The following is a 22,709-nucleotide window of genomic DNA, read 5'->3' on the forward strand; positions in this document are numbered from 1 at the left end:
TACCCAACTTTATCACGTACATATTTTCTTTCCTTATTTGTCAGGGATAACTTTATATTTAAGAAATTTGTAACTTACTCCTGACACAAATGCGATCAAGATTACAGTTTCTTGTCTTCAACTTTCTTTGCTGGATCCTTCTGTTCCAGTTTTTCCGTATCGTATTCCTGGCTTATCATTTCCGGAAAGCACTGGAACTTCCTGCAACCTACTGGATGCAAAGTGCCTGGCACGGCCTGCAGATGGACATTTCATTTGCAGGATATATACTGGCCATCCCCACGCTGCTCATGGCTGCCACCAGCCGAAAATGGAATTGGTACAATGGTTTTATCAACGTTTATAATATCACAGTTGGCCTGGTGATCGTACTTTTGGTAAGTGTTGACCTTGAACTTTTCCGCGCCTGGGGCTTCAGGATCGACGGGTCGTCACTCCACTATCTCCAGACACCCCGAGAAGCCTGGGCATCCATGAGTTCTTCTCCGGTCCTATTGTTATGCACTCTGGCTTTCTTCCTGTTTCTGCTGGTGTATGTGCTTTTAAATACCATCCGGAAAAGGACCATTTCTCAATTCACTCCGGCAAACATACTGGTAACTCTGCTTGCATTCCTCGTACTGACAGCAACCCTGATCATCCCCATCCGGGGCGGGTTTCAGTTGGCACCGATGAACCAGAGTACTGTCTTCTTCAGCAACAAGAGTTTTGCAAATTACGCAGCCGTCAATGTCCCCTGGAATTATGCCAGTTCGATACTGAATGATACCTATAGTAAGGACAATCCTTTTCTATTTTTCAAGGAAAACGATGCCGATGCAACAGTTAGAAGCTTGTACAAAAAGGAAAATACCCATTTACAAATGGTAAATTCAGGAGAAATGAACGTTATTGTCATCATCTGGGAAAGTTTTTCTGCCAAAATAGTCAAAAGCTTAGGCGGACTGCCGAATGTAACCCCGCAATTTGATGCCCTTGCAAAAGAAGGGATTCTTTTTACGAATATGTACGCCAGCGGAAACAGAAGTGACAAAGGAATGGTGGCCATTCTTAGCGGATATCCGGCCCAGCCCACACAATCTATTATTAAAATCCCAACCAAAACGGTGAATCTGCCGTCGTTGCCCAAGTCATTTCACAAGGCGGGTTATTACACTTCGTTTTACTATGGCGGCGAAACGGAATTTGCCAATATGAAATCCTATTTTCTCCAGCAAGGATTTGACAAAATAACCGACATCAATTCTTTTGATAAAAAAGATATGAATTCCAAATGGGGCGCTCATGACCATGTGGTGCTTAGCCGCATGCTGCATGACCTTGATCATACCAAGCAACCTTTTTTTTCGACGCTGTTTACGCTGAGCAGCCACGAACCTTTTGAGGTACCCGTCCCAACTGTTGTTAAGGGGAATTCACAGGAAAAACTGTTTCTAAACGCCCACCACTACACGGACGCCTCCATTGCTGATTTTATACGGCAAGCAAAAACAAAACCGTGGTGGGATCACACGCTCATTGTTATCCTGGCGGATCACGGCCACCCTCTTCCCGAAACATCCCACACCAAACCATCCGAATTTTACATGCCCATGCTCTGGCTCGGTGGGGCCGTTGCGCAAAAGGGAATCAGAGTGGACAGCCTTTGCTCCCAAACGGACCTTGCGGCCACTTTGCTAAATCAAGTCAACATTTCTTCGTCGGAATTTGTCTGGAGCAATGATATCTTCAATCATGGCCGCACAGCATTTGCCTATTTTGCTTTTAATAATGGTTTTGGATGGATGAAGCCCGAGGGATACCTTGTGAGGGATAACCTGGGCGGCCATATTACCGAACAGAAAGGAAAGATTAAGGCTGCCGAAGCGGAACTCGGCAAGGCGTATCTGCAATCTTCTTTTACCGATTATTTAAAGCGTTGATAATAAAAGGTGTAATTTTGCAGGATTAACAGAAGATCATGAAGAAGGTTGCATTTTATACACTGGGTTGTAAACTAAATTATTCGGAGAGTTCGTCCATTGGCAGGATGTTTGAGCAGAAAGGGTATTCCAAAGTGGAATTCAACGAAAATCCCGATATATTTATCATCAATACCTGTTCGGTTACCGATAACGCGGATAAAAAATGCCGCAAGATTGTAAGGGAAGCTCAAAAAATTAATCCGGACGGGTATGTTGCCATTATCGGATGTTATGCTCAGCTAAAGCCAAAAGAAATAGCCGATATTCCCGGTGTGGATGCCGTTTTGGGAGCTGCCGAGAAGTTCAGGCTTGTTGACCTCATTGATACCTTTGAAAAAGTACCCTCAGGCAGACCGGCGCAAATGCTTGCCTCACCCATTGAAGAGGCCGTAGAATACCATACCTCCTACTCGCTGAACGACCGGACCCGTACTTTTCTGAAAGTGCAGGATGGCTGTGATTATCCCTGTGCCTATTGCACCATACCATTGGCCAGGGGCAAAAGTCGTTCCGACTCCATCGCTAACATTGTGCGGGCGGCGGAAGATGTTGCCTCCCGGGGTGTAAAGGAAATTGTACTGACTGGTGTCAACATTGGCGATTTCGGTATTCGGGAAGGAAGGAGAAAAGAGACATTTCTGGACCTCATTAAAGCACTGGATGAGGTGGAGGGCATCACACGTTTTCGTATTTCTTCAATTGAGCCCAATTTACTTACCGACGAAATCATAGAATTTGTGGCAAAGTCGAAACGTTTTGCCTCGCATTTTCATATTCCGCTGCAATCCGGTTCCAACAAGGTATTAAGCTTAATGAAACGGAGGTACCGCCGGGAATTATATGTGGAAAGAGTAGCGAAAATAAAATCGCTGATGCCCGACTGCTGTATTGGTGTTGATGTAATCGTTGGCCATCCGGGCGAAACACCCGAGCTGTTCCTGGAAACCTATCATTTCCTTCAGGAGCTGGACATTTCTTACCTGCATGTTTTTACCTATTCTGAAAGAGAAAATACTGCGGCGGTGGAGATCAGGCCTATAGTACCGAAAAATGTTCGGGCGGAGCGTTCAAAAATGCTTCATATTCTTTCAGAAAAGAAGAAAAGGCATTTTTATGAAACACAGATTGGCAAAACAGGAACGGTGCTGTTCGAGGATGAATTGCAGAATGGGCAGATGCTGGGCTTCACAGAAAATTACGTTCGTGTCGCTGTAAAATACGATCCTTTGTTGATCAATGAAACAAAGGAAATCCTTTATGACCATATCAATGAAACCGGTTTGATGGAAGTAACCGAGCCCGAGCTAAGTTACGAAATGCACTAGATAGCACCTTTCAACACTTAGGCTTTAGGCTGCTGTTAACTGAAAACTCCCTATACCCCATAAAGAAAGCCACGGAAATTTCCGTGGCTTTCTATTTTGAAACAATATCCAATCAATATTACGCTTCTACAAGGAATTCATCATGCTGGCTAATGTCAAGACCTGCATTTTCGTCTGACTCGCTAACACGAAGCGGAAGGATAAGATCCGTGATTTTCAATAGTAACAAGGAACCTCCGAAAGCAAACACTGATACACCAACCAGGGCAATCAGGTGATTGATAAACAATTTAGTTTCACCAAAAGCAAGGCCTTGATCTGTAACCAGTGAGTTAACACCGCTGGTTGCAAATACACCTGTCATGATCATACCAACCATACCACCTACACCATGGCAAGGGAAAACATCAAGTGTATCGTCAACAGTTGAACGTGTACGAAGGTGGGCAACGTAGTTACTGATAATGGCAGCAACGGTACCAATGAACAAGGCAGAAGGAACTGTTACGAAACCAGCAGCAGGTGTGATCGCAACCAAACCTACAACCGCACCGATACAAAATCCAAGTGCTGATACTTTTTTACCTCTTGAAACATCAACAAGTACCCAGGATAAACCAGCAGCAGCAGCAGCTGTGTTAGTAGTAGCGAAAGCAGATACAGCCAAAGGACCAGCAGCAAGGGCAGAACCTGCATTAAATCCAAACCAACCGAACCAAAGCAGACCAGTACCTAATAATACAAACGGAATGTTTGCTGGTGGCTGAACGTGGTCTTCAAGAAGCGCCTTACGTCTTTTCAGGTATAGCGCACCAGCCAGAGCCGCCCATCCGGCCGACATGTGAACAACAGTACCACCTGCAAAGTCAAGAACACCCATTTTGAAAAGAAGGCCATCCGCATGCCACGTCATATGGCACAATGGGGAATAGATAAACACTCCGAAAAGGATCATGAAAAGAACGTAAGAACGGAAATTGATACGCTCAGCCATAGAGCCGGTAACAAGTGCAGGTGTGATAACCGCAAACTTCATCTGGAACATTGCGAAAAGAGCGAAAGGTATGGTTCCCCAGACAGGACCATCCAAAACGCCTTTGAACATGAAGAAGGTGGCAGGATTACCAACAAATCCACCGATATCGTCTCCGAAAGCAAGGCTGAAACCAACTACAACCCATACTACACTGATAACGCCCATTGCAATAAAACTTTGCAACATTGTAGAAATAACATTCTTGTTATTTACCATTCCCCCATAGAAATAAGCAAGACCTGGGGTCATAAGCAGAACAAGCGCTGCCGAAACAAGCAACCATGCGGTGTCGCCTGCATTTACACCTTCTGTGACAATTTGCGTCGGGACGTTCGGAATGAAGGCACCCAGAATACTAATTGCCAGCAAAATGATCAGTGGGACATAATTACGTTTTTCCATTGTTTATTAATTGTTATTGATTAAGAAGGTATTATATTAAAACTTGTAAATGAAAGCAAGACCGAAAGTAGTTTGGCTGTTTTTGGTGAACGCACCGTCCGAATCTTCAAATTGCTGCTCTGCTCCCGCGCCTGAAACTTTTGGATAAGCGTCCAGGCGGAACTCGGGTTTCACCAGAATGTGGCCATCTGCCAGAGAAATATTACCGGTAAGCGTTACCGAATTAACACTGGTTCCCATACCTTCAGAATTCAACACACCTCTTACACCATTGTCGTTGTTAAAATACTCATATCTGGCTCCAATTCCAAAATTATCTGTTAGAGAAACGTTGGAATAAAGTGCAACACCTCCCCAGGTTTCTGAACCGTCAGGCCCGCCATATCCTTGGTAGTCTCCCTTTTGAGAGCCATATGCAGCATTGAGGCCCAAAAGGAATTTGTCGGTGATCTGATAACTGGTAGTTAAGTCAAACACGCGGTAGAAAGCATCCGGCTGTTTACCCGCATCATTAGGATTGGCCTCGTTGCTGTTAATGAAGTTCAGGTAAACGTTCCAGTTGGTAACAGGCGAAAAGTACAACTGACTAATGATCCCTTTTTTGCGGTTGTTATCACCAAGTCCGTCAACATTGTTAACTACACCGACCATCAGAGATGCCTTGTCGGAGAACGCGTAAGTAGCCTTCAGACCTGCATGATAAAAAGGTCCGTTGTTAAAGAGGTTGGAAAGTGAGTAGTTAAAGTTTGCAGGGGCGTCGATCACCTCGTAGCCGATGTGTGTACCGAACTGTCCTGCGGTCATTGAAAATTTGTCGGTGAATTTGTAGGTGAAATAAGCTTGTTTGATAGCAAGCGCCATACCTGTGTAGTCATCAGACAATGGGCTTAGCAGGTTACCATAGTTACCATAATCAGCATTGGGGCCAAAGGTTAGGTCTACCACAGCTTCCGACTTTGCATTGGTGTATACCATTTTGGTTTGTACCAAACCAAGGGAAAACTGACCCGACTTACGATCAAAAACCCTTGCAGTACCGGCATATCCCATATTTGAGCGGGACATCGGCTTGTTAAAATTGGCCATGTAGTACGAATCCAGATAACCAGAAAAGGCAAAAGCACTCTTTGCGTCTTCCTCATCCTTCACTTCCGCTACTGTGGTTGTTTCAGTACCTTCTGCTTTCGTTTTCTTCTCTCCTTCCGACTTTGCAAAACCCAAAAAAGACACCATCAAAGATAATACTGTGCAATAGACTTTTTTCATAATTATATTCTGTTTTAGTTAATACTACTTTTGGTAAATATTTATGCACCAAATATTGTACTAAAATTATATTAATCAAATAACAGCATCATATTTTATACCAAAAAATCCAATTTTCATATAATTGTCATCTTTTTTCCATAAATATAAATATAAATAAGCCTTTTTTACAAAAAATATATATGTTAAATTATTCTGCATACTAGCATTTATACAAAATATTATAAATCATAAGAATCAATATTGAAAAACTTTTTTTATTATTATTTTACCATTTTTCGACTGATTGGGGCATAAAAAAAGCCCACCGGATGGCGGGCTTTTCAATTTGATAGACTTAATTCGGTTATTCTCCGTGCAGCCAGGCTTTTTTAGCATACAGCGTGTCTTCCTCTTCCTCATGATCAGGATCTGGCACACAGCAGTCCACTGGACAAACCGCAGCACACTGCGGCTCCTCATGAAAACCTACACACTCGGTACACTTATCATTTACAATATAGTAGAACTCGTCTGAAACAGGTGATTGTTTTTCCTTTCCACTTACTACGGTACCATCTCCGAAATCCACTTCATCCAAACTGGTACCATCACTCCATGTCCATTCCACACCACCTTCATAAATTGCTGTATTCGGGCATTCTGGCTCGCACGCCCCACAATTTATGCATTCATCGGTTATCATTATAGCCATAGTCGCCGGATTGTTTATATTTGTTGCTATTCTTAACTTAATAGAGACAACAAATATAACTATTTAAAGTTTCACAACAATCAGAAATTTAAAAACCAAAATTTTTATTGAATTTTTAGTAGTTCACCTGTAATGATTTCAAGAAATAAAAGAATAAATGCATTTGCAGAATTAGGAAGTTTTATACTTAGCGCAGCTCACCAGGAAACGGTTGAAGAATGGGCAACTGGTGCTTACCGCAGAAACAACTGGTTCAGCCCTGCCAATTCCCTGCTTTCTCTGCATGCCATAGCTGCTCAATTTCTATCTACCGACAAGCTTTCACGGTGGGTAGCAGACTATCCGGAGGCTGTGTCGCCTTCCCGTGTTGGAGTGGTGATGGCAGGAAATATTCCGGCCGTGGGGTTTCACGATATTTTGTGTGTACTGATAAGCGGGCACCGTCTGGTGGCCAAACCCAGTTCGGATGATCCCGTCCTGATCCCGGCATTACTCGAGCAACTTATTAAAATAGAACCTTCCTTTCAGGAATATATCAAATTTGCAGACCGTCTGAACGAGGCCGAAGCTTACATCGCAACAGGAAGTGACAACACGGCCAGGTATTTCCATTACTACTTTGCAAAAAAACCGAACATAATCCGTCGCAATCGTACCTCCGTGGCTGCGCTGTCGGGCAACGAATCCATGGAAGAGCTGAGCGCCCTTGGGCAGGACATTCTTCAGTATTACGGATTGGGCTGCCGGAACGTCTCCAAGTTATATGTTCCCGAAGGTTATGATTTCACAAGGTTTTATCAAGCCATCGAGCCCATGAAAGATACTTACGTCCATCACCATAAGTTCTTCAACAATTACGAATACAATAAATCTATAGTACTCATCAACAAAGTCCCGCATCTGGACAATGGTTTTTTGATTCTGTCCGAAAACCCTGCACTGGTTTCGCCCATCAGTATGGTCCATTATGAAACCTACGCTTCCCTAGAAGATTTAAATTCGGTTCTGGCCGAAAACAGCGAGAAAATACAGTGCATTGCGGCCCCGCCCGACCTGAAAATTACCGGCTCAATCGCCTTCGGGAAAAGCCAGCAGCCCGGCCTGGCCGACTACGCTGATAATATTGATACCATGGAATTTCTTGCAAAACTGTAACCGTCCCCGTTATGCCTGGTTAATCCCCGAATGCCCATTCAAGGAAATCAGGCATAATTCCTGACCATGTACAGACATTATGCTCTCCATCAGGCACCTCCACATACCTGATATCTTTTCCCCAGAAAAAACCTTTGCGTTCCAGCTCAACGATACACTCCAGCGTATCCTGAATGGAATCTATGACCCCGTCTCCGTCCCGGTCATCCGTTTCATCCTTTCCGCCGCACTGGAACCAGAATTTAAGATCGGGGCACCGTGCCGACTCCCAGATTTGCCTATGCATGATCCTGTCCTCGTCGCGGTAGCCGTCATCCAATGCTTTCTGCCTCCACCATAGCGCACCTGAAAACACCCCTACCCTGGAAAAAACCCCGGGATGTTGCCAGGTGATATCCAGAGCCATTAAACCGCCCAGAGAAAAACCAGCGTAAATGATTTCAGCAAAGGAAGTCTGGAATTTATCGGAGAGATAAGGCAATAGCTCATTGATCACAAAACTTGTGGTGTGGCTGGCCCTGCTTCCCCTGCCCGCGTAATCAGCCTGGCCTGCAATACCATACTCATGAAGCCGGTCATGGCCGGCATGAATACCGGTGACCAGGAATGGTGCTTTCTCCTTACCCTCCCAAAAGTTGTTCAGGATATCCACCAGCCGTAAAGGCCCAAAATACTGCCCATCGTTCAGGAGTAATAATTTCTGAAATGGTTTCTGACACGACGGAACGATATGGGTAAGAACAACATTCCGGCCGAGGGAATCCGAAAATAGTTCCTCAGTTGTAACGTTTAAAATAACGGAAGGCAAAATCAGAATCCGGTTTAGACTGAAAAATAAAAATTGCAATATAACAGATAATGCCCGTTCGCGAAAATTGTACATTACTACGTTTTCCTAAAACAAAAGAAGGCATACATACCCACCCGGCGCTTCTTCCCTGTTTGCAACTCATTTTTTGTTTTGTATATTTCAACAACTAACCTCAACGCATGTACTTTGGAAGAAAAACATATTAAATATTATTCCCATCACCTGGACAGGGATGTTGAGATGCTTGTTTTCGGCAGTTGGGGATACCCGATTCTTTTGTTCCCGACAACACTGGGACGTTATTACCAGGCCAAGGATATGGGGCTGATCGAATCCGTGAAAAATTTAGTCGAACAAGGAAAATATAAAATTTATTGTATTGATTCCATTGACGCGGATTCCTGGTACGGGCGGCACCTGAATCCCGAATACCGCGTACTTAACCATATACAATACGATAAGTTTCTGACCAACGAAGTAGTACCTTATATTAAGCACGAATGCCAGGTAGATAAAATTGGCGTGGCCGGGTGCAGCTTCGGAGGTTACCATGCCGCTAATTTTGCATTCAGGCATCCCACCCAGGTGGCTTACCTGATCAGCATGAGTGGTGCCTTTGACATAAGGGGCTTCACCGATGGCTTTTATGATGATAATGTTTATTTCAACAATCCGATTGATTTCATGCCGAATGAACAGGGTTGGCGTTTCGGACATATTAAAATTGTATTGGGCACATCAGAGTGGGATATATGCCTGGACAGCAACCTTAAGCTTTCTGAAATTCTCAACAGAAAAGGCATTGATCACTGGCTGGATATCAGGGGGTGGAAAAAGCACGACTGGCCCCTGTGGAACGAAATGTTTCCTGATTATTTGTCAAGATTACTTTAACATATCTATAACGGTTTTAGAAGAAGTACCCATAAATTAACAGGCCAATCATGAAAAAAATAGGGATTTTATATGGAATGGAAAATACGTTTCCCCAGGCGTTGGTAGAAAGGGTAAACAGCAAAGGTGTTGAAGGGATTGTGGCAGAAGCTGTTAAAATCGACCGTGTCATTCAGGCGGAGCCGACGGAATATGCGGTTATAATAGACAGGATTTCGCAGGATGTTCCCTTTTACCGTGCATTCCTCAAAAATGCGGCATTATGCGGTACTGCGGTGATCAACAACCCTTTCTGGTGGAGTGCTGACGAGAAATTTTTCAACAACTGCCTTGCTGAGCAAATAGGCATTCCCGTTCCGAAAACTGCACTGCTGCCATCCAAAGAGAGGCCAACCGACACGGGTGAAACTTCGTTCCGGAACCTTACTTTTCCCATGGCTTGGGAAGAAATGTTTAGTTATATCGGCTTTCCGGCCTATATGAAACCCCATAATGGCGGAGGATGGAAAAGTGTATACAAGGTTGAAAATCCGCAGGATCTTTGGAATAAACACCAGGAAACCGGTCAGCTGGTGATGATGCTCCAGGAGGAAATTGTCTTTGACGATTATTTCCGCTGCTACTGCATTGGCCAGAAAGATGTGTTGGTGATGCCCTATGAGCCCAATAACCCACATCATTTGCGGTATGCCGCAGAAATGAAAGCCAAAGGAGAAGAAGGCGAAAAACTAGTGGCAACGATTAAGGAATACGTTCTCAAACTGAATATTGCCCTTGGTTATGACTTTAATACCGTAGAGTTTGCCGTTCGGAATGGCGTTCCCATCGCTATCGACTTTTGCAATCCCGCACCGGACGCCGATATTTATTCCGTTGGTCCCGACAATTTTGAGTGGGTGGTTGAAGCTGCTGCCAACATGGCCATTGAAAGAGCTCAAAAACATATCCCCGGACAGACCAACCTTACATGGGGAACATTTGTAAAAAATGCTGTGGTACCCGCAACGGTATCCTCCCCCGCCATTGCTACCCCGCCTACGGAACTATCGGAGGTACCAGCCCCTGAAAACGAAAAAATCGCGATCAAAAAAGTGCCGCAAAAAAAAGCTACCAAAGCAACAGCAGTGGTCAAACCGGAGCTTGCGGTGGCAGTAACCCCGCCAACTGAAAAACCCGGAAAAACGCCTGCCGTGAAACCGGCAAAAAAGAAATAAAACACACAAGTATAAGAAAGCACTTTGTCATGACAACTTTCACACTCGGAATAGAAGAGGAATTTCAGACCATTGACCCCGTAACGCGCAACCTGAGGTCCCACATGTCCAAGCTGGTGGAGGATGGAAGAATTACGTTAAACGAACGTGTAAAGGCTGAGATGCACCAGGCGGTGGTGGAAGTGGGTACCAACATTTGTTATAACATCCGGGAAGCACGCGAAGAAGTTACCTATCTCCGGAAAATGATCCTGGATCTGGCAGCAAAACAAAACCTCCAGGTAGCAGCAGCTGGCACCCATCCCTTCGCCGACTGGGTGGAACAGCTCATCACACCAGACCCGCGTTATGACGAAATCATTGACGAAATGAGGGACGTAGCGCGCGGCAACCTCATCTTCGGCCTGCACGTACATGTAGGTATAGAGGACCGGAATCAGGGCATCGCCATTATGAACGCGGTACGGTATTTTCTCCCGCATATTTATGCACTGTCAACCAATTCGCCATTCTGGTGTGGCAGAAACACTGGATTTAAATCATACCGGTCCAAAGTTTTCGACAAATTCCCAAGGACCGGAATCCCCGATTTTTTTTCGAGCGCGGCCGAATATGATGAGTATGTGAACCTTTTGATCAAAACAAAGTGTATTGATAATGGCAAGAAAATATGGTGGGACATTCGGGTACACCCGTTTTTCAATACCATAGAGTTCCGAATGTGTGACGTACCCATGCGTATTGACGAAACGATCTGCCTTGCGGCGATCATGCAGGCGCTGGTGGCCAAAATTCATAAGCTTCACCGCATGAATCTGAGTTTCAGGCCCTATCACCGGATGCTGATCAATGAAAACAAATGGCGTGCAGCACGTTACGGCATCCATGCCAAGCTCATTGATTTCGGCAAACAGGAAGAAGTTGAATACAGATTACTAGTAACCGAACTATTGGAATTTATTGATGACGTGATTGATGACCTTGGCAGCCGTAACGAAGTGGAGTACATTCATAAAATCATGGAAATGGGTACCGGTGCCGACCGGCAGCTTGCAGTTTTCGAGAAAACCAACGATCTGAGTGCAGTAGTGGACTATATCGTTTCGGAAACCAAAATTGGTATCGCATAGAAACGACCGGCGGCTGACAAACGTGAAGAGCAAACCGTAACATGGATACAAAAGACAAACCTTTCCGCATTGCCATTCTGGATATGTATAACGGAGTGGCGAACGAAGGTATGCGCTGCATCAAAAAATTAATTACAGAATTTGGGCAGGACGAATCAGTACCTGTTCAATATGAGGTATTCGATGTAAGACAAAAACTTCAGATACCCGGCCTGGACTTTGACGCCTATATTTCTACCGGCGGACCAGGAAATCCTGCCCCGACAGGTGAGCTCTGGGAAAGAAAATTCTTTTTCTTTTTAGACCAGCTTGTTCAGTTTAACCGGCACCGGTCCGCAGGATCCAAAAAACACCTGTTTCTCATCTGTCATTCCTTTCAAATGGCCTGTATCCACTGGCAACTTGGGGTAGTGAGCAAAAGAAGAAAACCTTCATTTGGCACATTTCCTGTTCATAAAACACCGCAGGGGCGTAAGGATCCAGTTTTGAACTCATTACCTGACCCCTTCTGGATTGTAGATTCCAGGGATTTTCAGGTTACCCAGCCTAACCAGCACGCATTTGAAAACATGGGAGCCAAACTCTTATGCCTGGAGAAAATCCGCCCGCACGTGCCACTGGAAAGAGCCATAATGGCCATCAGATTTTCAAATGAAATTGCAGGAACACAATTTCACCCCGAGGCGGATTCCGAAGGCATGCTCAGGTATTTTCTCCAGCAGGACAAAAAAACGAGTATCATTGCCAACTATGGAGAAGAGAAATACGATGACATGATCAAGAATTTAAATGAACCTGGCAAAATTCCTTTGACAGAATCGGTCATCATTCCTGCCTTTCTCAGGAATGCATACCTAAGGTCCAAACAGTCGCTGACTCAATCTTCATACTAAGCGAAGTATCATCTAACAAACACCATGCATCAGGAGGCCCGAAAGCTATTTAATGAATCATTTACGGAAGCAAAATATAACCAGTTTGTTTCTGCAATAGAAAACGAGTATCCTGGACAGCTGGATTTCAGGATTGCCGAGAGTCCCGTATTTATTCCCGAAGAGCTAAGAGCAAAACTGACCGAGGCCTGTGATGAAATGATGGAAGTTATTTGCGCTGAAAATTTTATTTCCAAAACGAGCAGGGCCGTTCCTCCCGGCCTTTGCGTACCCAATGAAAACAGCCATACGTCGTTTCTGGCGCTTGACTTCGCCATCTGCCGGGATGATACCGGCAACCTTATTCCGCAATTAATAGAATTACAGGGATTTCCGTCCATATTTGGCTATCAGGCCTATTTGTCGGAAAGCTTTATGAGGCATTTCAGTATTCCGGACGATTTTACTTATCTGTTCGCTTCGGCAGACAAAGAGGTCTATTATCAGAGGTTGAGAGAGTTGCTCCTCGGAACTCATAGGCCCGAAGAGGTAATATTGCTGGAAATATTCCCCGAAAAACAAAAAACCCGAATTGATTTTGCCATTACCGAACAACAAATGGGCATTAAAACTATTTGTTATACCAAGGTGATCAGGGAAGGCAGGAAGCTATATTATGAGGATAACAACCAAAAAATTCAGATCAAAAGAATTTACAACCGCCTGATTTTTGATGATCTCCATAGCTATCCAGGACTGAAAACCAGCTTTAACCTCACAGATGATGTCGAGGTGGAATGGGTGGGGCATCCCAACTGGTTTTTCAGGATCAGTAAGTTTACATTGCCCTTTTTAACAGGAAAGTATGTTCCCGAAACAAAATTCCTAAGCGACTATCACGGAGAATACCCCGCCGACCTGGATCAGTATGTGCTCAAACCTTTATTTTCATTTGCAGGAACCGGAGTGCTTCTTACCGTAACACCAACTATTCTGGCCGCCTTGCCGGATCCCGAAAATTATATCCTGCAAAAAAAGGTAACGTACGAACCTGTAATACAATCCCCTGACGGTTTAGTCAAATGTGAGATCAGGATGATGTACGGATGGCCGGACAAAGCGCCAAAACCTGAGTTGCTGATCAGCCTGAGCCGTTTGAGCAGGGGGGAAATGATTGGTGTACGGTTTAACAAAGAATTTACCTGGGTGGGTAGCAGTGCCTGTTTCTATGAGCAAAAACGCTTGCTGCCCGATACCACTTCATAAATTATCGAATCAAAATAAACATATTATACTTTCTAAAAGTATATATCTTACTAAATGCAAATTTCACATCGACAGCTTTTTTTTCAGCATGTAGCGCAAACATCCGATTTCCCTCTGGCACTTGAAATTGATAAAGCAGAGGGAGTATATATGTACGGAACCGATGGCAAAAAATACCTGGACCTGATTTCCGGTATTGGTGTCAGCAATGTGGGGCATAGGCATCCCAAAGTCCTGGAAGCTATATACCGGCAACTTGGCAAACACATGCACTTGCTGGTATATGGTGAGTTTATCCAAAGTGTACAGGTAAAGCTGGCCACAGCGCTGGCCGGTACCCTGGCACTACCTGCTGCTGACCAGTCCCCTTTTGGAAAAATTGACAATATATATTTCACCAATTCAGGTACTGAGGCCATAGAAGGCGCCATGAAACTTGCCAAAAGATTCACCGGTCGTTCAGAGTTCATATCTTGCCAGAATGCATACCATGGGGCTACACAAGGCGCATTAAGCCTTTCGGGTGCCGAGTTTTTTAAAAGAAGTTTCCGGCCGCTTCTGCCCGGAAACACGCAGATCAGACATGGCAATCTGGACGATCTGGAAAAGATCACAACCCGAACAGCCGCTGTTGTTATTGAGATTATTGGCGGAGAATCGGGTGTAAGAATTCAGGATAGTAACTATTTTCGCCAGTTGCGCAGCCGTTGCACAGAAACCGGGACCCTGCTCATTTTGGATGAAGTACAAACCGGATTCGGGCGTACGGGAAGTTTTTGGGCGTTTGAGCAGTTTGATATTTACCCTGATATACTGATAAGCGCCAAAGGTATGGGGGGCGGAATGCCCATCGGAGCATTTATGGCGTCGAGCCAGGTCATGGCTGTGCTGAAGCATAATCCGGTTCTTGGGCATATCACCACCTTTGGAGGCCACCCGGTAAGCTGCGCTGCCTCCCTGGCCGCATTGGAAATTACCCTTGAAAATACACTGGCACAAAAATCATTGAAAAAGGGCCAGCTTTTTAAAGATTTACTGAAACACGCGGCCATTAAAGAAGTACGAGGGCTTGGCCTGATGCTGGCAGCTGAAATGGAATCTTTTGAAAAATTGAAAAAAACTATCGACCAATGCATTGAAAGAGGTGTGGTTACCGACTGGTTTCTCTTTTGTGATAATTCCATGCGCATTGCTCCTCCCCTGATCATATCCGAAGAGCAGATCCGTGAAGGCTGTGCCGTTATAATTGATGTTCTCAACAATTCCTAAAAATATGATACATTATATTGAAAACGAATTTTTCAGGATCGGTGTAAACACTCTTGGCGCCGAACTCAGTGTGATTGAATCTCTTAAAACTCATAAGAGCTTTTTGTGGAATGCCGATCCGGCCGTCTGGGCCAACCATTCGCCGGTATTATTTCCCATCGTGGGAGGGCTGAAAAACAATTCTTACCATTTTCAAGGGAACTCTTATACCTTGCCGCGGCATGGATTTATACGCAACAATCAGAAAATCAGGCTGACAGAGCATACCGAAAGCAGCCTAACTTTTGGACTGACTTATGACGAGGACAGCCTGAAAACCTATCCGTTCTATTATGAGTTTGAGATAACCTATACCTTATTTGCCAGTAGGATTGTGGTGAGTTATAAAGTAAAAAATCATGGAAGCGGGGATATGCTGTTTTCTCTGGGTGCACACCCGGCTTTTCGCTGCCCGTTGCATGAAAATGAAACATACGAAGACTATTACCTGGAATTTGAAAAACCTGAAACCGATGCTACCCACCTCCTCAGCAAAGAAGGGCTTCTGAGCGGAGAAACGAGTCCTGTATTAAACGATACGAATATATTACACCTGAATAATCATTTATTTGACAAAGACGCACTGATTTTCAAATCATTACAATCACGCCAGGTAAGTTTGCGGAGTACGCGTTCACAACAGGTTATCACGGTGCAGTTTGAGGGATTCCCGTACCTGGGACTCTGGGCTAAGCCAAATGCGCATTTCATTTGTATTGAGCCGTGGCTCGGTATAGCAGATCGTGCTGATACCGATCAGGATTTTGAAAAAAAAGAAGGTATCCTTACCCTAAAAAGTAAGCATATCTTCACAGCCGCCTACTCCATTGAGATTACCGAGTAAAGTACATTCAAAATCAGCTGACCCTGTTATGACGCATTTCTTTTACGGTTTAGTACTGCTCCTCCTGGTAAATCATTCAACCTTTGGCCAGCGAAAAACTTCCCTTGCGGAGTTAAAAAGCAGCATTACAACTGAACTGGACAAACACAAGGGGACTTATGCGGTTGCTTTTAAAGACCTTACCTCCGGAGAGGAGCTGCTTATCCTTGAACATGAAGTTTTTCATGCTGCCAGCACCATGAAAATGCCTGTAATGGTGGAAGTTTTCAAACAGGCCGGAGAAGGAAAATTTTCATTGACCGACTCTATTACCATCAAAAATGAGTTCAAAAGCATTGTGGACGGGAGTGTTTACAGCCAGGATTCAATCAACGACAGTGAACACGAATTATACAAGCGGATAGGCGAAAAAGCAGCCATCAAAGACCTCGTTTATGACATGATCATCGTCAGCAGCAATTTTGCCACCAACATGATCGTAGATCTGGTGGATCCGAAAAAAGTCACCCAAACCATGCGCCAGCTAGGTGCAAAGGACCTGCTCATACTGCGCGGTGTGGAAGACAGCAAAGCATTTGCACAAGGATTAAACAATACAACGACCGCTTATGACCTCATGCTGATTTTTGAAAAAATGGCGGAAGGTAAAATCATCAACCAAGAGGCTTGCGATGCGATGATTAAAATCCTGCTGGATCAGAAGTTCAGGAGTTTAATACCCGCCAAACTACCCAAAGATGTGAAAGTAGCGCACAAAACAGGATATTTCGGTACTACACAGCATGACTCCGGCATTGTATTTCTTCCCGACGGCCGAAAATATGTTGTGGTGATACTATCCAGGGAATGGGACGACAGGCCAGCCACACTGGACATGTTATCCGGTATCTCACGAATGATTTACGATTATGTTAAATAACAATGCTTCGTGTCCCGAGGTATTTTGATACCACCCATTCAGATATCCGAATCAAAAGAACCAGTAGCAATGGAATAAACATCCGCTGGTCGGCCAGCCTTAAAATCTTCTTCCTGCGGAATATAATTTTGGGGTTCTCCCGGAAGAAACAGGGTCACTATGGTACCTCCCTTCAGGGGCTGGTTGAAAGTAAGCTTTGCAGTTGGGCCATAGGCCTGCTGGATCCTGAGCAAAGTATTTTCCAGCCCAAGGCCCATCCCAGCTGCTTCCCTGCGCTTTTTACTCCCTACACCATTATCCGAAACTTCGATCTGCAGGCCGTTCTTATCCACATGGGTGGATATTCTGATCACACCTTCTGTGGTAAGATCTGCGATACCGTGGGTGAAGGAGTTTTCGACCAAAGGTTGTAAAATAAGCTGGGGTACCGGGTAGGGTTCAGATGCCGGATCAATCTCAAACTGAACCTTAAGACGATCTTCAAAACGAATGCGCTGTATTTCAAGATACTGACGGGTGAGCCTCAGTTCTTCACCAAAAGTAATATAATCAGTTTTCCGGTTGGCAAGTACTACACGCAGCAGATCGCTCAAAGTGGTGATCATTAAAGTTGCCTTTTTGATATCACTTTTGATCATCAGACCTATTACCGCGTGCAGAGTATTGAACAGAAAGTGAGGATTGAGCTGCATTTTCAGAGCCTGAAGCTGGGCATTAGCCAGTTGTCCCCGCAGTTGTTCGTTAGCCAGCTCAGTTTTGAAATGCTCCTTTTGCAACGCCTGGTAACGATAGATATAGGATACCTTATTAAATCCGACGACCAGCAGCATGTACTGTCCAAAACTTGCCGTATAAGCAACAAAGAATGAAAAAAGGTAACTTTCGGCTGGTATGGACTTGCCAATGAGCCAGAACATAACCGGATTGGTGACCAAATAGTGCAGGCTGTTGATTAAGATATTCAGAAAAGTGACGATCAGCAGATGATAAAAAACCGGAACCAGCAGCTTTTTCCGTTGTGCTTTATAAACAATAGGAATTTTCAGCGACGCATACAAAACAAGCGGCGTGGTGCTCCACCAGAAAAGTCCGTCCAGAAGCCATATAAAAACCTCATGCAGGTTCATGGTATCGCCCTCTTTCAGAAGCCATAACATGGTGAGCTGAACAAACGTAATGGATGCAAAGATACTCCAGTAGCAAAATGAATATAACCAGAACTGCCTGATGGTGAGAGGTAAACCCGACTGGCTCAGCAGCCGTTGCACAAAAGTTGTAGACCGCACAATTTTTTTGATTAAAAAGTCCTGTTCAAAGAACGACTGACTGCTGAGCAACTGCAAGATTATTCATTAAGAGCAAGTTACTTTATTCAAAAGTATTATTTATTGATCATTCGACTCCCATTATTTATTCAAAGTGTGTGAATTATTATTTGAATAAATACCTTCCGCAAAAAGAAAGAGGGCCCGACATGAGCCCTCTTTCATCCATTTGCAAGAATATCTATTTATACAGTAGCTTCGATCTGAGCATTCAGTTTGTCTTCAAGTGTTGTTTTAGGAACAACACCCACAACCTTATCAACCAGCTGACCACCTTTAAAGATCATCAAAGTAGGAATACTGCGGATACCGAACTTAGCAGGTACCGCCGAATTCATATCTACATCCATTTTACCGATCACCGCTTTGCCTTCGTACTCACCCGCCAGCTGCTCTACAACCGGACCGATCATTTTACAAGGCCCGCACCATTCGGCCCAAAAATCTACAAGTACTGGCTTATCGCTTTGGATTAGTTCCTCAAAGGTGCTATCGGTAATTTCAAGTGCTTTTCCCATGTCAAAAATTGTTGCTTTGTTGTTTATATTATGTCTGATTAAGGAATATTTGCCACTAAAAGTTCCCGCTTCGTTCTCAGCTTTCACTTTAATTTAAGAAGAATTTAACTCCCTCCATCAAACCCAGCGTTTTGAATAATTCGTTACTTGGTGCTACCCTGTAACCTCGCGAGAGCATTTCCACTTCAATTCTTGTATCCGGGTCTGTAACCGTCATATTTACCATACAATGGCCCGGATTGCTGCTGAAAGCGTCATTAAGTATCTGGATCATTCGTTCATCAATATGTTCCAGGGGCAGCTTAATCTTGATTTTTTTACAAAGCTTTTCACGTATTTCCGTCAACAGCTGAATGTGCAGTATCTTGAATTCAAACTGATCCTCCTGTTTCCAGCGATTTTGTACTTTTCCTTTAATATGTAAAAATTGTCCTACCTGAAGATAGTTTTTAAAACGGATGTAATCCTCACCGCCCAGCAGCATTTCCATGGAGCCCTTATAATCTTCTACACGGAAAATCATAAATGTATTCCCGTTGCGGGACATCCTTTCCACGGCACTTGTAACAATCCCGCCGATAGAAACCTCTTTATCAAAATGCCTGGGGCGCCGCTCCCCTTCTGCAATGAACATGACTTCGTCAGCCGTACAGGTACAGAAGTTGTCCAGCTCGATCCTGAAGGTATCCAGGGGATGACCCGAAATATAGAAGCCCACCACATCCTGCTCATAACGAAGGCGTTCCAGATCTCCCCATTCCATTACATCACTGGTTTTGGGTTTTACCAGTAAAGAATCATTTCCTCCGAAGGCACCAAACAAAGAAGACTGGGCTGAAGATTTTTCAGCATGATAATTATTGGCATAACGGATCAGTCGTTCTATAAAAGTACCGTTTTCCCCTGTTTCAGTTGAGAAAAAATGCGCCCTGTGATACTCCGTAAAGCAGTCGAAGGCCCCAGCGTAAGCCAGACTTTCTATTGTTTTTTTATTGACTGTCCTTAAGTTGACCCTTGTTATAAAATCATAAATGTCTTTATAAGGGCCGTTAAGGTTACGTTCTTCAATGATTGCTTCCACCGCTGCATCACCACTACCCTTTACACCAGCCAGCCCGAAACGTATCTCTCGTTTTTTATTTGCATTAAACTGGCGGTCCGACTCGTTGATATCCGGCCCAAGTACCACCAGTCCCTGCGCCTTACACTCTTCCATAAAAAAGGTTATCTTTTCAATGTTGCCCAGAGAGCTCGTCAAAACAGCCGACATGTATTCTGCCGTGTAATGCGCCTTGAGATAAGCCGTCTGGTAGGCCACAAAAGCATAACAGGTGGAATGGGACTTGTTAAAAGCATAGGATGCAAAAGCCTCCCAGTCGGTCCATATCTTTTCGAGCTTTTTCAGATCGAGTCCTTTTTCTCCGCCGCCCTTCATAAAATCCCCTTTCATTTTATTCAGGGTCTCAATCTGCTTTTTACCCATGGCTTTACGCAGGGTATCTGCCTGGCCTTTCGTAAAACCTCCGAGCTTCTGTGACAAAAGCATTACCTGCTCCTGGTAGACGGTAATGCCGTACGTATCAGCCAGATACTCTTCCAGTTCAGGAAGGTCATAGGTTATCTCCTCTTGCCCGTTTTTCCTGCGGATAAAGTTAGGAATATAGGCTATCGGCCCTGGACGGTACAGGGCATTCATGGCTATGAGGTGCTCAAATCTGTCGGGAATAAGATCACGCATATGCTTTTTCATCCCATCCGATTCAAACTGGAAAATAGCATTGGTTTCACCTCTCTGGAACAATTCAAAAACCTTAGGGTCGTCCAGCGGAATATCGTCTATGACAATGTCAACATTATGGTTCTGTTTAATCAGGCGGAGCGCTTCTTTGATAATGGTAAGGTTTCTGAGACCCAGAAAGTCCATCTTGATAACACCCGCATCCTCAATGATTTTACCCTGATATTGGGTAATCAAAAACTCCGAGTCCTTGGAGGTACTTACCGGAATAATTTCGGTAAGGTCGCTCGGAGCGATGATGATACCAGCCGCATGGATACCCGTATTACGCACCGTACCTTCCAGCCTGACAGCTTCCTGTAAAACGCTCGCCTGTAAATCCTTACCTGCAATTATAGCGCGCATTTTCTTGACATTGTCCAATTCCTCCGGCGCTATACCTTCCTTCTTCATTAAACTCCCCTCTCCTTCCAGCGGGGCCGTGAAGATACGGTTGAGCGTCATGTTGTAAGCGGGCTTGTCCGGCACGAGCTTGGCCAGCATGTTGGCATCAGGCAAGGGAAGATCCATCACGCGGGCAACATCTTTAATAGCCGACTTCGCTGCCATCGTACCATAGGTAACAATTTGTGCTACCTGGTTATAACCATATTTTTTAACCACGTAATCAATAACTTTCTGCCTCCCTTCGTCGTCAAAATCGGTATCAATATCGGGGAGTGAGATACGATCGGGATTCAGGAAACGCTCAAAAAGAAGGTCGTATTTGATCGGATCTATATTGGTAATCCCGGTACAATAGGCCACCACGGACCCCGCCGCAGAACCACGGCCCGGACCAATAAATACCCCCATTTTCCGGCCAGCATCTATAAAATCTGCAACAATGAGGAAGTACCCAGGGAAACCCATGTTCCGGATCGTGTCCAATTCAAAATTCAGGCGGTCCTCGATTTCCTTGGTAATGGTGCCATACTTCTTTTTTGCCCCAACGTAAGTAATATGCCTGAGGTACTCCCACTGGTTCAGTACGTCGGCAGTAAGCTCTTTTTTTCCAACCATTTCCGACAAGGTATGCGTCTTGAACTCATCGGGAATGGGGAAGTTTGGAAGCAGGATATCTTTTCTCAGGTCAAGGTTCTTGATCTTTCCAACGATTTCATTGGTATTATCCAGAGATTCCGGCAGGTCGTTGAACAGCTGGAGCATTTCACTGGTGTTCTTGAAATAGAACTGATCATTGTAAAATGCAAAACGGGATCCTTTGGGTATCCCTTTGTCGTCATCAAAATCCTTGGATTTTGGGGTACTCTGTTTGTCACCTGTATTAATACAAAGCAGGATATCATGGGCATTCCAGTCATCCCGGTCAACATAATGCGAATCGTTGGAAGCGATAATTTTTACATTGTACTTTCGTGCAAAACGTATCAGTACCTCGTTCACGATCTGCTGGTCGCGGATATCGTGCCTTTGTAATTCCACATAAAAATCCTCCCCGAAGAGGTCCAGCCACCATTTAAATTCCTTTTCTCCTTCTGCCTCTCCTTTTCTGAGAATTGCTTTCGGCACGCTGGCCCCAATACAGCAGGTAGTCGCAATTAACCCCTGGTGATACTGGAGTATCAGCGACTTGTCAATCCTGGGATACTTTCCATACATCCCCTCTATAAACCCAAGGGAACACATTTTTACCAGGTTTTTATACCCTATCTCATCTTTGGCCAGCAAAAGCTGATGGTACCTTACATCCTTTTTATCCTTGGTGAACTGCCTGACGTGCATATCGTCCACCACGTAAAATTCACAGCCAACCACGGGTTTGATCCCCTGCTTATTTCCCTCGGCCACAAACTCAAAAACACCGAACATATTACCATGATCTGTGATGGCCACAGCAGGCATATTATCTGCCTTGGCCTTTTTAAAGAGTTTTTTGATATCAGCCGCACCATCCAGCAGCGAAAACTGGGTATGGCAGTGTAAATGGGAAAATTGCATATTTGGTATTTTGTATGGAAGACTTAG

18 protein-coding genes are annotated in these 22,709 nt (G+C 44.5%); 11 read left to right on the forward strand and 7 right to left on the reverse strand.

All coding sequences use genetic code 11. The features are described from left to right. Positions 1–89 precede the first annotated feature (89 nt). Both KOE27_RS26720 and mtaB read left to right on the forward strand, forming a co-directional pair. Complete coding sequence (locus KOE27_RS26720) at positions 90–1,922, forward strand: LTA synthase family protein (RefSeq protein WP_215241925.1); 1,833 nt, start codon at positions 90–92, stop codon at positions 1,920–1,922. A 38-nt stretch (positions 1,923–1,960) separates the two neighbouring features. Further along, on the forward strand, positions 1,961–3,289 hold the full coding sequence (gene mtaB / locus KOE27_RS26725; RefSeq protein ID WP_215241926.1) for a tRNA (N(6)-L-threonylcarbamoyladenosine(37)-C(2))-methylthiotransferase MtaB: 1,329 nt from the start codon (positions 1,961–1,963) through the stop codon (positions 3,287–3,289). Positions 3,290–3,407: 118 nt separating this feature from the next. Here mtaB and KOE27_RS26730 read toward each other — a convergent pair whose 3' ends face one another. The 3 genes from KOE27_RS26730 to KOE27_RS26740 all read right to left on the reverse strand — a co-directional run bounded on the left by KOE27_RS26730 (position 3,408) and on the right by KOE27_RS26740 (position 6,687). Next, positions 3,408–4,727, reverse strand: coding sequence for an ammonium transporter (locus KOE27_RS26730; RefSeq protein ID WP_215241927.1), 1,320 nt, complete (start codon positions 4,725–4,727; stop codon positions 3,408–3,410). A 36-nt stretch (positions 4,728–4,763) separates the two neighbouring features. Next, positions 4,764–5,993: a porin gene (locus KOE27_RS26735; RefSeq protein ID WP_229253001.1), complete on the reverse strand. Its 1,230-nt coding sequence runs from the start codon at positions 5,991–5,993 to the stop codon at positions 4,764–4,766. 346 nt (positions 5,994–6,339) lie between these two features. Beyond that, complete coding sequence (locus KOE27_RS26740) at positions 6,340–6,687, reverse strand: 4Fe-4S dicluster domain-containing protein (RefSeq protein ID WP_215241928.1); 348 nt, start codon at positions 6,685–6,687, stop codon at positions 6,340–6,342. Between the two features lie 132 nt (positions 6,688–6,819). Here KOE27_RS26740 and KOE27_RS26745 point away from each other — a divergent pair, with 132 nt between their 5' ends. Further along, positions 6,820–7,842: an acyl-CoA reductase gene (locus tag KOE27_RS26745; RefSeq protein WP_215241929.1), complete on the forward strand. Its 1,023-nt coding sequence runs from the start codon at positions 6,820–6,822 to the stop codon at positions 7,840–7,842. A gap of 19 nt (positions 7,843–7,861) precedes the next feature. Here the strand turns inward: KOE27_RS26745 and KOE27_RS26750 are convergent, their stop codons facing one another. Further along, positions 7,862–8,650: an alpha/beta hydrolase gene (locus tag KOE27_RS26750; protein WP_229253002.1), complete on the reverse strand. Its 789-nt coding sequence runs from the start codon at positions 8,648–8,650 to the stop codon at positions 7,862–7,864. A 189-nt stretch (positions 8,651–8,839) separates the two neighbouring features. Here KOE27_RS26750 and KOE27_RS26755 point away from each other — a divergent pair, with 189 nt between their 5' ends. The 8 genes from KOE27_RS26755 to KOE27_RS26790 are packed head-to-tail and all read left to right on the forward strand — an operon-like array spanning position 8,840 to position 17,100. After that, a complete protein-coding gene (locus KOE27_RS26755; RefSeq protein WP_215241931.1) occupies positions 8,840–9,547 on the forward strand; it encodes an esterase family protein in 708 nt (235 codons plus the stop codon). 50 nt (positions 9,548–9,597) lie between these two features. Beyond that, positions 9,598–10,761, forward strand: a complete 1,164-nt coding sequence (locus tag KOE27_RS26760; protein ID WP_229253003.1) for an ATP-grasp domain-containing protein — start codon at positions 9,598–9,600, stop codon at positions 10,759–10,761. Between the two features lie 29 nt (positions 10,762–10,790). Further along, positions 10,791–11,891: a carboxylate-amine ligase gene (locus tag KOE27_RS26765; protein ID WP_215241932.1), complete on the forward strand. Its 1,101-nt coding sequence runs from the start codon at positions 10,791–10,793 to the stop codon at positions 11,889–11,891. Between the two features lie 41 nt (positions 11,892–11,932). Next, positions 11,933–12,784 carry a type 1 glutamine amidotransferase gene (locus KOE27_RS26770; RefSeq protein ID WP_215241933.1) on the forward strand — a complete coding sequence of 284 codons (852 nt, stop codon included), beginning with the start codon at positions 11,933–11,935 and terminating at the stop codon, positions 12,782–12,784. A gap of 24 nt (positions 12,785–12,808) precedes the next feature. Then, positions 12,809–14,029, forward strand: coding sequence for a hypothetical protein (locus KOE27_RS26775; protein WP_215241934.1), 1,221 nt, complete (start codon positions 12,809–12,811; stop codon positions 14,027–14,029). 54 nt (positions 14,030–14,083) lie between these two features. Continuing rightward, entirely contained in the window at positions 14,084–15,298 is a 1,215-nt protein-coding gene (locus tag KOE27_RS26780; RefSeq protein ID WP_215241935.1) for an aspartate aminotransferase family protein, read from the forward strand. A gap of 4 nt (positions 15,299–15,302) precedes the next feature. Then, a complete protein-coding gene (locus tag KOE27_RS26785) occupies positions 15,303–16,181 on the forward strand; it encodes an aldose 1-epimerase family protein (RefSeq protein WP_215241936.1) in 879 nt (292 codons plus the stop codon). A gap of 28 nt (positions 16,182–16,209) precedes the next feature. After that, positions 16,210–17,100, forward strand: coding sequence for a serine hydrolase (locus tag KOE27_RS26790; RefSeq protein WP_215241937.1), 891 nt, complete (start codon positions 16,210–16,212; stop codon positions 17,098–17,100). 38 nt (positions 17,101–17,138) lie between these two features. Here KOE27_RS26790 and KOE27_RS26795 read toward each other — a convergent pair whose 3' ends face one another. The 3 genes from KOE27_RS26795 to dnaE form a co-directional block, all read right to left on the reverse strand. Further along, positions 17,139–18,386, reverse strand: a complete 1,248-nt coding sequence (locus KOE27_RS26795) for a sensor histidine kinase (RefSeq protein WP_229253004.1) — start codon at positions 18,384–18,386, stop codon at positions 17,139–17,141. Positions 18,387–18,610: 224 nt separating this feature from the next. Next, positions 18,611–18,943, reverse strand: coding sequence for a thioredoxin (trxA, locus tag KOE27_RS26800; RefSeq protein WP_215241938.1), 333 nt, complete (start codon positions 18,941–18,943; stop codon positions 18,611–18,613). A gap of 88 nt (positions 18,944–19,031) precedes the next feature. Beyond that, positions 19,032–22,682, reverse strand: coding sequence for a DNA polymerase III subunit alpha (dnaE, locus tag KOE27_RS26805; protein WP_215241939.1), 3,651 nt, complete (start codon positions 22,680–22,682; stop codon positions 19,032–19,034). Positions 22,683–22,709 lie beyond the last annotated feature (27 nt).

This window comes from Dyadobacter sp. CECT 9275 (assembly GCF_907164905.1).
Classification (GTDB): domain Bacteria; phylum Bacteroidota; class Bacteroidia; order Cytophagales; family Spirosomataceae; genus Dyadobacter; species Dyadobacter helix.

Coding starts and splice junctions, on each gene's coding strand:
- KOE27_RS26730 (WP_215241927.1), bottom strand. CDS start 4,727: ATGGAAAAACGTAATTATGTCCCACTGATCATTTTGCTGGCAATTAGT.
- KOE27_RS26765 (WP_215241932.1), top strand. CDS start 10,791: ATGACAACTTTCACACTCGGAATAGAAGAGGAATTTCAGACCATTGAC.
- mtaB (WP_215241926.1), top strand. CDS start 1,961: ATGAAGAAGGTTGCATTTTATACACTGGGTTGTAAACTAAATTATTCG.
- KOE27_RS26760 (WP_229253003.1), top strand. CDS start 9,598: ATGAAAAAAATAGGGATTTTATATGGAATGGAAAATACGTTTCCCCAG.
- KOE27_RS26735 (WP_229253001.1), bottom strand. CDS start 5,993: ATGAAAAAAGTCTATTGCACAGTATTATCTTTGATGGTGTCTTTTTTG.
- KOE27_RS26780 (WP_215241935.1), top strand. CDS start 14,084: ATGCAAATTTCACATCGACAGCTTTTTTTTCAGCATGTAGCGCAAACA.
- dnaE (WP_215241939.1), bottom strand. CDS start 22,682: ATGCAATTTTCCCATTTACACTGCCATACCCAGTTTTCGCTGCTGGAT.
- KOE27_RS26770 (WP_215241933.1), top strand. CDS start 11,933: ATGGATACAAAAGACAAACCTTTCCGCATTGCCATTCTGGATATGTAT.
- KOE27_RS26775 (WP_215241934.1), top strand. CDS start 12,809: ATGCATCAGGAGGCCCGAAAGCTATTTAATGAATCATTTACGGAAGCA.
- trxA (WP_215241938.1), bottom strand. CDS start 18,943: ATGGGAAAAGCACTTGAAATTACCGATAGCACCTTTGAGGAACTAATC.
- KOE27_RS26740 (WP_215241928.1), bottom strand. CDS start 6,687: ATGGCTATAATGATAACCGATGAATGCATAAATTGTGGGGCGTGCGAG.
- KOE27_RS26785 (WP_215241936.1), top strand. CDS start 15,303: ATGATACATTATATTGAAAACGAATTTTTCAGGATCGGTGTAAACACT.
- KOE27_RS26720 (WP_215241925.1), top strand. CDS start 90: ATGCGATCAAGATTACAGTTTCTTGTCTTCAACTTTCTTTGCTGGATC.
- KOE27_RS26745 (WP_215241929.1), top strand. CDS start 6,820: ATGATTTCAAGAAATAAAAGAATAAATGCATTTGCAGAATTAGGAAGT.
- KOE27_RS26790 (WP_215241937.1), top strand. CDS start 16,210: ATGACGCATTTCTTTTACGGTTTAGTACTGCTCCTCCTGGTAAATCAT.